The organism is Gardnerella vaginalis, assembly GCF_001563665.1.
GTDB classification, from domain to species: Bacteria; Actinomycetota; Actinomycetes; order Actinomycetales; family Bifidobacteriaceae; genus Bifidobacterium; species Bifidobacterium vaginale_A.
This window is the reverse complement of sequence record NZ_KQ961866.1, coordinates 18,059-32,692: the sequence shown is the minus strand read 5'-3', so window position 1 is coordinate 32,692 and position 14,634 is coordinate 18,059. Positions and strand designations below refer to the sequence as shown.

The window sequence follows — 14,634 nt, the reverse complement described above, 5'->3', positions numbered from 1 at the left end:
ACGTGTTCTTATGAAGTTGTTCCGCTTTTTTGATCTTAACGTAGTGCCAGTTAAGCATTCTGGTAAATCAAATAAATCCGGTAAGTCTTCTGATACTAAATCTTCTGATAAAAACAATCGTTGGAAGTTTTCTAAGGCTTCAATTATCCCTGCTATTTTTTTGATTGCATCCTTCTCATCTCTTATTTATCCTCATGCTGCAATGTGGTTAAGCCAGTATCATATGTCTGAAGTTGCTGCAGAATACGCAAGACTTGTTACGCATGCGATTCCAGCTCCGCATGAGCAGATTGAGCGCGCGCGTGAATATAATAAAAAACTTTCAGTTGGTGCTATTTATGAAGCGAATACTAATATTCCTACTTCTCATGGGGCTACGTCAGATGAAAGTCAAAATTATTGGGACCAATTAAAAGCTAGTGATGACGGTTTGATGGCTCGTTTGCGTATTAAAAAAATTGATCTCGATCTGCCAATTTATCATGGAACTTCTGACGATACTTTGCTTAAAGGTTTAGGACATTTACGCGGTACTTCGTTGCCTGTTGGTGGAATTAATACTAGATCAGTGATTACAGGTCATCGTGGTCTTGCTAGTGCAGAAATGTTTACAAGACTAGATGAAGTAAATAAAGGCGATACTTTTACAATTGAAGTTTTTAATGAGATTCTTACTTATCGTGTGATTGATAAAGTTGTTGTAAATCCTGATGAAACTAAGAAGATTGCTGTTGTTCCAGGTAAAGATTTAGTTACGCTTATTACGTGTACGCCGTTGGGCATTAACACTCAAAGGATTTTGGTAACAGGTGAGCGTATTGTTCCAACGCCTTTGTCGGATCAGTCTTTGCGCGGTAAAAAGCCTGATGTTCCACATTTCCCGTGGTGGATTGTGTGGTCAATTTTAAGCCTTCTTCTTGTTATTGGTTATATATTATGGGCTGGTTTCCCTGTGAAGAAAAAGAAGCGTAAAGAAGATAAATCTGATTCTAAAGAGAAATCAAGAGATAAAGAGATAAATAAATAAACGAAAGAGATAAACGAAATAGATAAACGAAAGAGATAAAGAGGAGAAATAAAGATAAGAAATTTATAAAATTCATCTTTATTTTTCTTTATTTGTTTAATTTTTTGGAATATTAAGTTAAGTTTTGTCTAAAAGTATGTTAAAGTATCTACTAACGCAATTTTGCGTTAGCAACTATATACTTAGCTTATTTTTAGTATACGTAGTTGTTGTTTTTGTGCAATTTAAAATTTGTGGTGCAAGCTCTAGAAACCTAAAGTTTGCACCACAATATTTTTTAGTTATCTGTTTTTAGTTATTTTATTTTTTTAGCTCATTATTTTAGCTAATCATTTTGTGCTATAGCACTCATTTTTAACTTCCATTTTAGCTGTTTGCTATTTTATTAGTAAATCACCTTAATGCTCGATGAGCTTGATTAAAGAAGTTATATTCATATATGCATGAAGTCATATATGCTTGAGCTGCTAGAACGCGATCTTTTGGTCCTGCTTCTTCAAATGCACGCTCTACGAATCCGATAGCAGATTTTACGCCTTCCTCAAATTCGTCAGAAGAGTACATGTTAATCCAATCGTGATAAGGATTATCAGGAGTATTTCCAGAAATCAAAGCACGACCAACTTCAGCATATAACCAATAGCAAGGCAATACTGAAGCTGCACCTATAACATAATCATCTGCAGAAGTTCTTGCTAGCAAATGATTTACATAAGATAGCGTTACAGGTGAGCAAGATGGATCCATTTTTATATCCATTCCACCAAGCCAATTAGTGTGTAATTGAGATTCAGCTTCAATACATAAAGCAGATCCTGAAGCCCAATGTACTCTGGCTTCATTGTCAGTTGACTTAGATGCTACTGCAGCTAAAGCACGCGAATAGCGCTTCAAATATTCTGCGTCTTGGTTTATGTAGAACGCAAACAAATCTTTATCTAGACTTCCATCACACAAAGCCTTAATAAAAGGCATATTCATAATATTGTGATCTACATCTGCGCTCGCGTTCCATAATGCTTGTGTCCATCGTCCACAAGGTTCTAGAACTGGCTTGCGTGGAGTGCTGTGAGCAGGAGCAATAAGTGTTTCTGGGCTGCACCCATCGAAATTATGACTTCTCATGTGTTCCCAAGGTGTAGCAGAAGAATCTAGCTCCAAGCGATAATTTCTAGCAGCATGATTTACAGGTCCATGACCTTTTCCAACATGCAAATATTCTCCGCATCTAATAGCTTCATTCAACCAATGAGTAGTCCAAGCTAATGCGTTTGATACTGTGCTATAGTCACTTAACTTTTTGCCTTCTAATAATGCCAATCCTATGCGAGTTGCAAGTGATGAAGAAAGTGAGCAGCCAGTACCGTGAGTAGTAGTAGTGTTTATGCGAGGGCATGGAACATGTATTGTATTTCCGTCTGGGAATACTACAGTGTTTCCAGCGTCAGCATCTGTTAAGTGTCCGCCTTTAACAATAACAATTGTGTTGTTTTCTGATGCCCACTTACTAGCTTGATCGCATGCTTCTTCAAAATTAGTAGCAGGTTGCTTATCGCATAACACTGCTAATTCTGGAATGTTTGGAGTGATTATATCTGCTTGTGATGCAAACTTTCGCATAGCATCTTCAGCTGATTTTTCTAGAAGTCTGTCTCCTGAAGTTGCAACCATAACTGGATCTAAAACAATAACTGGAACAGGATGATTTTTTAGCCATTCTTGAACTAAGTTAATGTAAGATGTATCTCCTAACATTCCGATTTTTACAGCGTCAATATCAACATCATCGAATACTGCTTCTAATTGCGCTTTCAAAAAATCCGTAGGGGGAGTATATACATTTCTAACTCCGCAAGTATTCTGAGCTACTAGATTTGTTGTTACACACATTCCATAACCGTGTGAAGCCATAATAGATTTCAAATCAGCTTGAATTCCAGCTCCACCTGTTGGATCAGTTCCAGCAATGCTTAATACTCTAGGTACAATTGGCTCATTCAATGGTGGAAGAGATGAATGACGTGCTGTTTCAAGAGATAGAGCAGTGTTTGTATTTTCAGTCATTGTTATCAATCTTTCTTAATAATTGCATGTAATTTATTTGCTTCTTCTTTAGGATTTTCTGCGCGCATCAAAGCAGATACTACGCATAATCCATCTACTGAAGAGTCTTTTATAGGAAAAACAGTTTTTTCGTTTATTCCGCCTATTCCAACTGATTTAATTCCAAGTTCTTTAGCGCGTTTTGCTATTTTTTCCAAGCCTTCATTCGTTAGTGCAGGACCTGCATCTGGTTTAGTAGAAGTAGCCCATACAGGACCAATTCCAATAACGTCAGGAAGAGGGATATTCTCTTTTAGGCACTCGTTATATACAGAATCTACTTGCTCTGTATTTTCAATAGAAAGACCTACCATCCACTCTGCTGGAATTGTTTTGCGAGCTTCAATATATGGCATGTCAGTTTGACCAATATGCAAGTTAAAGCCTAATGTTTTAGCGCATTCTACGCGATCGTCAACGAAGATAGGAACATTTCCATGACCGTTAGCAATTAACTTTTGACGTAATTGGCGAGCTTTATTATTAAAAGTTTCACTATCTGCGTATTTATCTCGCAATTGAACTACGCCAGATCCGCCTTCTACACAATCAAGTGCGATGTCAATTTCTGAGCGTTCGCTCATATTAGGATCTGTTATGAAGTAAAGTGACCAGTCGACTGGGTCAATATTGAATTCAATATCTGTTAGTTCCAGCATTTCTTCAGCGCTTAAATCCATAAGCGCATCCATCCATAGTGTGCGGAAAGTTCCAGGAGAAGTTGATCGTTTCGATGCCCAAGTTCCAGCTGCTGCTGCGTGTACGTGCGCTGCAACTGTAGCAGCAAATGGGCGCTCGCGATTAGCTCCAACGTATGCAGCTACTAGTGCACCAAGTGAGCATCCAGTTCCAACTACTTTTGTCATTATTTCATGGCCTCCGGCAACTCGAGCTGAGCAACCATGACCGTAAATTGCATCTTTTTCGCCAGAAATAGCCACAATTGATCCATATAGTGCAACTAACTTTTTTGCTGCACAAACTGCTGAATCTACGGAATCGCCTGCATCTACGCCTTTTCCGCCGCTTGCTTCACCTGCTAAACCTAATATTTCAGACGCGTTTCCTCTTATTACTGCAGGCTGATTTTTTACAGCTTCGCGAGCGTACTGTGTGCGTGGACCTAATCCTCCAACGGCAACAGGATCGAAAACCCATGGAGTATGTGCTTTTACAGATCCGCGAATAGCTGCTTCCATAGATTCTCTATCTCCAGGACGGTATGTTCCAAGATTTACAAGTACGCCAGACGCGATTTGAGGGAACACTTCTGCTTCGTCAGGATCTACTACCATTGCAGGAGATGCTCCTGCTGCTAAAAGCACATTAGCTGTAACTTCTTGAACAACATTATTAGTTACGCAATGTGTTAGTGGATTCTTTGCTCTAACTTCTTCAATGCATGATTTCACATCTTCTATGAATTGCTTTTGTCGAGCTTCAATAGAGAATTCACTGTTTTTGTTATTGTCAAAACACGACGTTTTTGTCATGATTTTCCCTTCGCTAGTACTACCTAGATCAGGTTCAACGGGTATAATCTCAGCGCTAAGCGCACCCCGAACCTCTATTTGACTATATCCGCGTGTTATGACGTTTTATTATTTCATTTTGCGAGCGCGACAATCTTTAACGCTTAAGAAAACTAATCCAAGACAAATAAAAATCAGAGTGAAAATTACCAATAAATAAGCGACTCCTATGCCAAGAGTTGTGGCGTTAAATGTGTCTGGAGCGAATCCAAACCATCCTGCTTTAGCTCCATAATTCAAGAAGTTATATGGAGCTATCATGGCGTGTTCACCCCATCTTACTCCAACAACTTTTCCTAAAAATACAGAAAAAGCAACGTATGCGAGTGGTGGAATAGTTGCAAAAAGTACATGATAACGTTTTGAGCGGAATAAGTAGTCGAAAAGTATGAAGTCTAATATTGCTAGAAGTGGAGTAATGAAATGTACGCAAAGGCTACTTGCTCCATTGCTCATATATGCTCCTATAAAACCTAATTTATTGGTTGGAGCTAAGAAGCATAAGTAAAGAGTAAATGTTACTGCTATTGAAATTGTCATCATAAATTTGAAAATGTACCAAGCGTTAGTTTTAGTATCTTTCCAAGTTTTAGTTTCATCTCTTATTTCTGTGTTTATTTTGCATGTTATATCGTTTTTACAATTAGATATGCTGTAAGTATCCCAAATGAATGAGCCTGCAAGAGCTAAGCAAATCATGAGGTTAGAAAGATTTGTGAAGTATGAAAGAGATAGCCAGCCTTGCCATGATGCAGCCATTCCGTATATAGATGCGACTATAGCTATTACGCGTACGCTTGAGCGGATAATGTAATCGCGAGTTGTAAGCGCTTTAATTGTTGCGTTTATTGAGTCTGTTGAGTTTGTTGAGTCTGTTGAGTTTAAGTTTTCTGTTGCGTTTATTGAGTCTGTTGTTTCTAATGTTTCTGACGTTTGCAATGCTACTTTTGACTCTGTTTCGTAGTCTTTTTTATATTCATCAATATTCATTTTCACTTATCTTTCTTTTTTAGTTTGTTTTTATTATCTTTTTTATTTTTTAATTTTTAAGTTTTTTTTTTAAGCGCTTTTTCTAAATAGCCTATTTTTCAGCTTTTAGCATGCTTTTGTTTTTAGTTTTTTACTTTAACTTAGATTATTTTCTATCATGTTTCTAATGTTTCTTAAGCGTTTATCATGATTCTCTTATGTTGCTTTCTTGTGTATTTTTATTTGCTACGAGATTTTTCGTCAGCTCCAATAATTATTTAACTATAAAAAATTTTTTTAATCTGTATAGGATTATTCAAAAATAGCATATGTTTTTTGTGCAAAAAGTTTAATGATTATTATTAGAGTGATTTCACCGTATAATTGTGGATTGTAATTATATTTGAACGAAATGCAGTGGGGTAAGCTATGAATCAATTACAAGCATTGTTTGAAGGTAAGTTGTGTTCTAGCGTACCACTGGAATCTAATCGTTCGAATTCTTCTGATTCTATTACAAATACTTTGCTTGTTTTTGGACCTCCAAATAGCGGTAAAACACGTTTTGCAATTGATGCTGCTTTTAAAGCGATGTTGCATTATTCTAATTTAACTTCTTCGCTAAAGTCTTCTAGTAGCAGAAATAATCCATATGGTCCTGTTTACATGAGTGTGCAAAATCGCATATCTGCTGACCAATATTCTAGTGAAATCATCAATAAATTAGGTGCATCATTCCAATCTAGACCTGTTGGAACTTTGCCAGCTTTGGCTTTCCGAATTGTTTCTGATTTTTCTTTATTAAATCATAAATCCTCTCCGCGTCTTATTAACGGAGCAGAACAAGATTCTTTGTTAAGAAGCGTTGTCTATGAACATATATTGCATGTTCTTAGAGGTGAAAGTGGCAGTTGTGACACTTGCAAATTATTTGAGACATATTTTAATAATTCTCAATGGAACACAGTTGTATTGAATTATGATATTTCTAACGATAATTCAAGTAATTCATATAGCTTAAATGAGCGTAATAATAACAAGAATAAAACGTTTATCAGTTCTGCTTTTATTCACGAATTGAGAGATATTATTGCGCGCTTAGATGAATTGTTAATAATTAGCAAAGAAGATGAATCGCGTGTTTTAGAAGAATTAACTAGTGGTGATTATTCGGCTCTTAACACGCGTGACTTTGTTGAACGTTTAAGTGTTCAATGGAAACTTGGATTTGCATTGCGTTCGTCTTATAGAAATATGTTGCGTAAAGAATATGGAAATTCTGCGCGTTATGATGCATCTACCTTAATGGTTGAAGCATCTAAAGCTGTAAAAAAATTAACTGAAATAAAATCGGGTTATGCACATATTCCTTCTATGGTTGTTGTTGATGATTTTCAAGATGTTACTTTAGGTGGATTCAATTTTCTTGAAACTTTATCTAGTGTTGGCGTTCGTATGGTTTTAACTGCAAATCCTGATGAATCCGTTCAATCATTTAGAGGAGCGTATCCTGATTATGTAGTTGAAGCTGCTCGCAATGGTTCTTTGAGAGCTAAATCTATTTCTATTGAAGATATTATTAGTGAAGATATTATTAGTGAAGATTATTCTAGCTCTTTTGCAAATTCGTCAGCTCAGTCTTCTAAGTCTTCTGAGTCTGCCGAATCTGCGGAGTCTGCCGAATCTGCGGAGTCTGCCGAATCTGCGGAGTCTGCTGAATCTGCTGCGTCTTCTGCATCCAATAATTCAAGTGAATCATCTGAAAATATTGTAGATAATTCAACTTTTGTTTCTAAGCAAATACGCTCTAATCCTATAGATTTGGAATCTTTATCTCGCAATATTGATTCTTCTATTTCGTCGCTTATGTTTACAGATATGCCACTGTCTAAGCGGCTTTGGAAACTACGTGCGCAAGACAATAGCGTAGATAGCACAAATAATATTTCCAAGTCTTCCAAGTCTTCTTCTTATGCTTATGGCTCTATATATCATTCTCCGCGCGAAGAATTAGATATGATTGTTTGGCAAATTAAACGTGCTCATTTGGATTCTAATTGTAAGTGGAGTGACATTGCGTTAATCGCGCATGATAACGATACAGTTAGGCTTTTTGGCGAAAGATTATTGCGTGATGGCGTTCCTGTGCGATATTCGTCTGTTAAAAGAACGTTATCGGATGAGCCTTTTGTGCAAGGTTTATTTGCAATGATTGAGTTAGCTCAGTTAAGTCTTCGTGGATTAGACGATATCTCTCGTGAAATATCTGTTGGCACTCTTACGTTGCATGAACTAGCATCATATGTTCGTTGCAGAATTATTGATTTTGTAAATAGTCCTTTAGTTCAAAACGAATATTGTGAAGATTCTTCTAAATCCACTTTGAGAACGAAGCATAAGAATAACAGTGCATATAGTGAAAATGCAAATAGTAATATTTATGATGTAGGAATTTCTTCGTATTCTTCAAATAATGCTATTCCTGCAAATATGTCTAGCGTAGAAAATGTCATGAGATCTATGGCATCTCTTAACTCAATGATGTCTTTGAGTTCAGAGAAAAATTCAGATTATGATTCTTCTCCTTTGCGAAAAATATTTGATGAATTTAATTTGCTAAAAGATAAAATGTGCAGTAACTCTAGTGAAGATACTGAAAATTATGTTGTTGATGATCGAATTATTGATGAAACAAATCAGGATGCAGATGAAAATTCAAATCAAAATATAGATCAAAATTCTTTCGAAAAAGTAGATCAAAATTCTGCTGAAAATTCTGAAAATGCTGAAAATTCTGCTCAGAACGCGTCTAATACGAAAGATGATGCTAAAACCAAAGATGTCAATAATTCTTCAAATATTGTTGAGTGTGTAGATTTATGTTACTTGCTTATTTTATGTGAATTATGCGAAAGCTTATATGATTCGGATTCTTTAGATAATAATTCTTGCATCAAAGATGATAGCAATATAAATAGCGATAAAGATGAATGCGAATCGTTAAATGATGAGTATTGCATTAACAATAAAGCTAAGCGAAAAATTACTAAGATTTCGTTATTAACTTTATTGCATAATATGAGTCCTTCTAGTAGTCACAATATGGCGCTTATTTATGCATGTAAGTTAATTTATAATTTGGCAAATAGTATGAAATGTAATCCTACTTTAGTGGAGCCAAAATATGTGCTTTCGCAAGCATGGAATATTTGTTCAGTTGCTGAAAAATGGCAGATTATTTCTTTACAAAATAATGATTCTGGTCGTATTGCGAACAGTCGTTTGGATGCAGCTATGAGATTATTCTCGTATGCAAAAGAGTTTAATATGACAGAACAAAACATGTCTTCTGCTATTGAATACAAGCCTATAACCGGAAATCTTACTGGTGCTATTAACAGGTTCATTGAACAAGTTAGAGGTTTAGAAATTCAGGCAGATTCTCTTGCTCGAGTCGCTCCTTTGCCAGATGCTGTAACTCTCGCAACTCCTGCTGGTTCTGCTGGAAAGCGTTGGAAATTAGTATGGATTCCTCAAGTTCAACAAAATGTTTGGCCGAATGTTGAAGCTCGTAATACAATGTTTGGCGCTGAATCTTTAGTTGATATGACTATAAATAAGCGAATTGCTAAAATGCTAAATCGTCCGCTTTCTATTGATATGAAAAGTAGTTTTGGTATATCTGTAAACTCTAAAACTTCTGTTTATACAAGTGAGCAGAGAAGTTTTCTTGTTGCAGTAACGCGTGCAAAAAGTCAATTGTATATTAGTGCAGTTCGTAATGATGATTTAGTTCCATCTGATTTTTTGTTCAGGTATATGCCTTCTCAATTCTTGAGTGATGATGATGGTTCAGCTTTATACACGCCGATTGATCATAAATTAGCGTCTATTGATACAGATGCTAGATCTTTAGTATGCGTTGCTCGCGCTCAGCTGATGTGTGCTATTAAAAATTGTGATAAGAAGAAGATTGATGATGCGCTTTGTGCTTTGAAATTATTGAAAGATCATGGAGTTAAAGCTGCAGATTTTGAAACTTGGGATTTTGTTAATAAACATTCTGATGCGCCTGATTCTGCGTCTGATTCTGCGTCTGATTCTTCTGATGCGCCTGAGTTATCTGAGGAGTTGTCTTTAGATTCGTCATCTGAGGATTTAACTGAGAGCTTAAGTGATGATTCGAAGTTAGCTAAAAATGTATCTTCATCTAAACGAATTATTAGTCTTTCTCCTTCTAAAGTTGATGCTTTATGGAATTGTCCTGTGTGCGCTATGCTTGAAAATGAATTCAGTGGCCCACAAAAATCTAGTACAAGCGCGAGTTTTGGTACTTTAATACACAACACAGCTTGTTGGGCAAGTAATGAAGCTTTATTAGATACGCGTTATTTACGTGAGAATTATCCACAATTTATTGGAAGATATGATGAAAAAAGTGAAGAAGATTACGTTAATGCAGTAAAACATATTGCTAATACTATGCGTAAATATTATGAAGAGATTGAAAAGACTTCTTCTGTTGATGAAAATGTGCGCAGTCGCTATATGTATTTAACTAATAAAAGAAAAGTTGATAAAGCTCTTTACGATATTGCGAATTATTTTGTTGAATCTGCTAGTGGCTCATATAGTGCTAGAAATATTTTAAAAGACGATTTAGGTAGAGTTATTGGATATGACAATTCTATTGATAAAAAGTCTAAAGGGCATTATGCTTTAGGTTATTTTGGTACTTTAAAACGTTCTTATAATGAATGTCAATTGCGTGCTACTTTTGGATTTGAAGATATAGCTCGAATTTATTACAAGACTTTGGGTGTTGATTTTAATCCTAGAAAAAGTATTGATAGCAATGGGAATTTGTGTTCAAATTTGACTCCTGAAGAGTCTAAAAAACTAAATAGTCTTCGTTCTATTATGGGATTCCTTGTAGGTGGATGGCCTACGAAAAATAATGAAGATATTTTAGTTCGACTTTCTGGTCGAATGGATCGAATGGAAGTTAGATCTTGCGCAAATGACAATGACTCTGCGTCTGACTCTGCTGCGTCTGACTCTTCTGCTCTTACTGGTTCGAGAGCTAATATCAGTAATAGTGCGGAAAATAGCTCTGAAAATAGCTCTGAAAATAGCTCTGAAAATATTGAATCTCAAATAACTAGTGAGTCAATAAGATTGATTGATTATAAAACTGGTATTGTTCCATCAGAAAAAGAAGTTTTTTCTGATTTGCAATTAGTTTGTTATCAATTGGCTTTGCATTTCTTTAGTTCAGATTGTGAATTTGCGCGTGCAACTTTGCTTGAGTATTTTGACGAGAAAGAAGTAGAAGAATTTTTGCAATCAAATCATAATCATTCTAAAACTAAAGATTCTCCTATAGATAAAGAAATGTTAAACGTGTTGAGTTTGGCTCGTAAACGTAATATTTCTGGCAGCATGCTTTTCCATGTAGTTAATAAAAATTATCCTGCTGAAAGCAGAAATATGGCTGAAAATATGTCTCAGCCTGCGTTATTTGCTGGAGATAAGTTAAACACAAATAAAATAGATAAGCGTTCTGGGTACTCTAGTGCTGATAGGCTTTACTGTTTACCTGATTTATATGTGGATTTGAAGCCTATAGATGTTGATGAATCTGATTGGCAAGATTTTATAAATCTTGGATCTCAAGCTCAATGGTCTCTTATGATGATTTCTAGAGTATTTTTTGCTGCTAGTGCATGCTTAGTAGAATCATTTGAGCGCGAACCTGAAAAAGAGCATATTGCTAATTGCAAGTGTGGAACAACTTGTCCTTCTTGCTCTGGTAAAAGTGACACTGTATATGAAGTTAGAAGTGCAATAGAAGAAGCAAAAAAGTTAAATAGTGAACTCAACTCTGTTAGTGATGATGTTAAGTAGACGGTGAATATGATGAGCAAACAAGTATTAAACGAAAAATTGCAAGAAAATGTGCAAGAAAATGTGCAAGTTAAAAGCGAAAAAATCGTGTTTAGTGACGAACAATCGCGTGTTATAAATTCACCTTCAGACTCAAATATTCTTGTTGTTGCTGGAGCTGGTAGTGGTAAAACTTTCACAATGACTCAACGAGTAATTGCATTGATAAATCAAGGTGTTGCTCCCGAATCAATTCTTGGTCTTACTTTTACTAACAAAGCTGCCTCTGAGTTGTTATCTCGAGTTTCTGCAGCTGTAAGTAAATCTTCGTCAAATTCATTCTTAAAGCCAGAAGTTATGACTTATGATTCGTTCTTCCAATCAATTGTGCGTAAATATGGAATACTTATTGGTTTTAGTCAAAATGTTATGCCTTTAAGTAATGCTGGCGCTTATGAGTTGATTAAGTCTGTTGTTGGAGATTATTTAGATAAAAATAGTGCAAGCTTGGATTTGTATTCTTCTGATAGTGTTATTTCGTTATATAACTTCAATTCTTTATGTAAAGATGTTTTAAGTCTTTATTCAAATATTGCTTGTTCAATGATTGGTGTCGATTCTCAAGGTAATGTTTGCGATAGCGTTGTTCAAGCTGTTGATAAAATTCGTGCTTGGAATAATGATTTTCTTCAGTTTATGAATAAAATTGTTGAAAATAAAACTTTGGAAGAAAATTCTAGTAGTGATATTGCTATTCCTAAATATAGTAAAGCTAAAAGTAAGTCAGTTGAAGAAAAAAATGAGCTTTTTAAGAAAGCATGTAATAAATTTGAAAAATATTGGGAAAATGCATGCGTTGAAGAATGCATGAATCTTATTAGTGCTGCAAAAAAGCGCAATATTTTACTTGATTTAGTTTTAGATTTCGATAAAGCTAAACATAAGGCAAATATGGTACAATTCAGTGATTTTACTATTGCAGCGTATCGTTTAGTCACGCATTTTCCTTCTATTGCAATCCAATACAGAGAACAATATAAGCAAGTTTTGTTAGATGAATATCAAGATACTTCTACTACTCAATCGATGCTAATAAATAGGCTGTTTAATAATAATACTGATATTTGCAAAGATGGTATTGTAAATAAAAATGAAACTTATATTACTGCAGTTGGAGATCCGTTCCAAGCTATCTATGGTTTTCGTGGAGCTAGTTCTGGCGCTTTTATTGCTTTTAAGAATTCTTTCAAATCTAAAATTGATAAAAATTTAAGCTCTGATGCTAATACTTTAAATCCTGTTAATGATTTAGAAAGTAATTTATCTGAGTGTTCTTTAACTACTACTCGTAGAAATGCTCATCTTATTCTTAAACTAGCTAATGATTTGACGAAACCTATGCGTGATTCTGAACTACAAAATAAAAGTAGTGTTGAACATCGTGAAGTTGATGTAGAAGTTTTGAAACCTATGGATAATGCTACTTTAGGAACAGTAGCAGCTGTAGTAATGCCAACTAAATATCAAGAAATTGAAGCTGTAGTTAGGTTTGCAAAACTATTTTCGGATCCTACTTTAACGCCATTTCCTGCAGATGAAAATCGCAATCCATTAAAGCCTAGAGTAGCAATATTATTTAGAAGTAAGTTGTCTATGCCTTTGTATGCAGATGCTTTACGATCTGCTGGCTTAAAAGTTAGTGTAGTTGGTTGTTCGTCAGCAAAAGAAGATCCTTGTGTAAAAGACGTTCTTGCTTTATTGAATGTTGTAAATGATCACAGTTGCTCTTCCTCTCTTATGCGATTGCTCGCAACTCCAAGATTTTCATTGTCTGCAAAAGATTTGAAAACTCTTGCAAATATTGCGAATGACGCAAATATTAAATACAAATACGATATTTACGTGCAAGCTGGATTGCTTCCTTACGGTCTTAGCGGAGCTGAAATGATTAAAGCTGTGAAAAATCAGCGTGCTAATTCCTCTAATACTTCCTCACAAAATAGCATTGATAATGGAGTATTTTTAGCAGATATATTTATGCAAAATATTCCAGAAAATCCTTTTAAATATAAAAACAAGAGTGGAATAAAATATAATAACAGTAGCAAAAAGTCAAGTGATTCAAGTGATTCAAGCGATTCAAATAATTCAAATAATACTGTTTGTGAATTATACAATAAATTAAGTAAACATGGTTATGCTGTTGTTAGGCGAGTAAGCGATATGTTGCAAACTGTTACTCGTGCTTGTAATAATTCTTTGAATGATGTTATGCGTGTTGCAGTTGAAGCGTTGAATGTGGATATTGATTCAGCTGTTGCATCATGCATAAAAGACGATTGTATAAACCGTGAAAACGTATTGCACGCTATGCATTCCACACTAGATTCTTTGAATTCTATTACAGATACTTATATTCAAGAGATGGGTGAGTGGCAAAAACCTTCTTTAAAGGGTCTTATGTCTTGGATTGAATCAAGTGATGATTTTGATTCTGCAGATTCTATAGAAGATGATAATGCTCAAGTAGTGATGATGACAGTTCATCAATCTAAAGGTTTGCAATGGCCTGCAGTTGCTGTTGTGGGTCTTAATGCTAAAAAATTCCCTAGTAGTCAAGGTGATAATCTTAGTTTTGCTTTAGATAGTGATGATGATGTTGAATATATAGATAATCTTAAAAACAGTGGAGCTGATTTAATATTTGATTCTTCTTTGCTGGCGTCTTCTGCGCATGTTCCAATTGAATATGCATCGTCTGTGCCTGTGCCTTTGCGAGTTGATTCAGGTAATTTACCGCATTTTCCTCACGATGCTAGTTTGAGTTCTGGTATGCATCCTCTTGAGTCATTGAAAAAATATGATAGCGTAGAAAAAATTTATGATGAGATTAAAACTAATCGCCGTGTTGCTTTGCGTGCTTTAGCTAAGTATGTATATGAAAGTGATGCTATTGAAAGCGGAGTAGATCTTGATCAGTTTTTGTCTGATGATACTAAAGAAATATATAGGAATAATTGCGATATTTTGACTCAATCTGAAGAACGTGGCAATCAACTTCATATGGAAGAAAGGCATTTGCTTTATGTTGCTATGACTCGTGCTCAATTTGCTACT

The 14,634-nt window shown here is 35.2% G+C and carries 4 protein-coding genes, 2 pseudogenes and 1 riboswitch; of the genes and pseudogenes, 3 read left to right on the top strand and 3 right to left on the bottom strand.

Annotated features, from left to right (window positions below; all coding sequences use genetic code 11):
* Nucleotides 1-16: 16 nt before the first annotated feature.
* Nucleotides 17-1,003 (top strand): annotated as a pseudogene (locus HMPREF3230_RS03490) (class C sortase); the annotation flags it as partial.
* Between the two features lie 417 nt (nucleotides 1,004-1,420).
* Here HMPREF3230_RS03490 and HMPREF3230_RS03485 read toward each other — a convergent pair.
* The 3 genes from HMPREF3230_RS03485 to HMPREF3230_RS03475 all read right to left on the bottom strand — a co-directional run bounded on the left by HMPREF3230_RS03485 (nucleotide 1,421) and on the right by HMPREF3230_RS03475 (nucleotide 5,658).
* Complete coding sequence (locus HMPREF3230_RS03485; RefSeq protein ID WP_082266267.1) at nucleotides 1,421-3,091, bottom strand: bifunctional hydroxymethylpyrimidine kinase/phosphomethylpyrimidine kinase; 1,671 nt, start codon at nucleotides 3,089-3,091, stop codon at nucleotides 1,421-1,423.
* 5 nt (nucleotides 3,092-3,096) lie between these two features.
* Nucleotides 3,097-4,623, bottom strand: coding sequence for a hydroxyethylthiazole kinase (gene thiM, locus HMPREF3230_RS03480; RefSeq protein ID WP_075523574.1), 1,527 nt, complete (start codon nucleotides 4,621-4,623; stop codon nucleotides 3,097-3,099).
* Nucleotides 4,611-4,702: riboswitch (TPP riboswitch) on the bottom strand. (Overlaps the previous gene by 13 nt.)
* 29 nt (nucleotides 4,703-4,731) lie before the next feature.
* Entirely contained in the window at nucleotides 4,732-5,658 is a 927-nt protein-coding gene (locus HMPREF3230_RS03475) for a Pr6Pr family membrane protein (protein WP_419471024.1), read from the bottom strand.
* 402 nt (nucleotides 5,659-6,060) lie between these two features.
* Here HMPREF3230_RS03475 and HMPREF3230_RS03470 point away from each other — a divergent pair, with 402 nt between their 5' ends.
* Together HMPREF3230_RS03470 and HMPREF3230_RS06715 are read left to right on the top strand one after the other, a co-directional pair.
* Complete coding sequence (locus HMPREF3230_RS03470) at nucleotides 6,061-11,538, top strand: 3'-5' exonuclease (protein ID WP_075523573.1); 5,478 nt, start codon at nucleotides 6,061-6,063, stop codon at nucleotides 11,536-11,538.
* A gap of 9 nt (nucleotides 11,539-11,547) precedes the next feature.
* Nucleotides 11,548-14,589, top strand: a pseudogene (locus HMPREF3230_RS06715) (UvrD-helicase domain-containing protein); the annotation flags it as partial.
* Between the last annotated feature and the right edge of the window lie 45 nt (nucleotides 14,590-14,634).

Coding starts and splice junctions, on each gene's coding strand:
- thiM (WP_075523574.1), bottom strand. CDS start 4,623: ATGACAAAAACGTCGTGTTTTGACAATAACAAAAACAGTGAATTCTCT.
- HMPREF3230_RS03470 (WP_075523573.1), top strand. CDS start 6,061: ATGAATCAATTACAAGCATTGTTTGAAGGTAAGTTGTGTTCTAGCGTA.
- HMPREF3230_RS03485 (WP_082266267.1), bottom strand. CDS start 3,091: ATGACTGAAAATACAAACACTGCTCTATCTCTTGAAACAGCACGTCAT.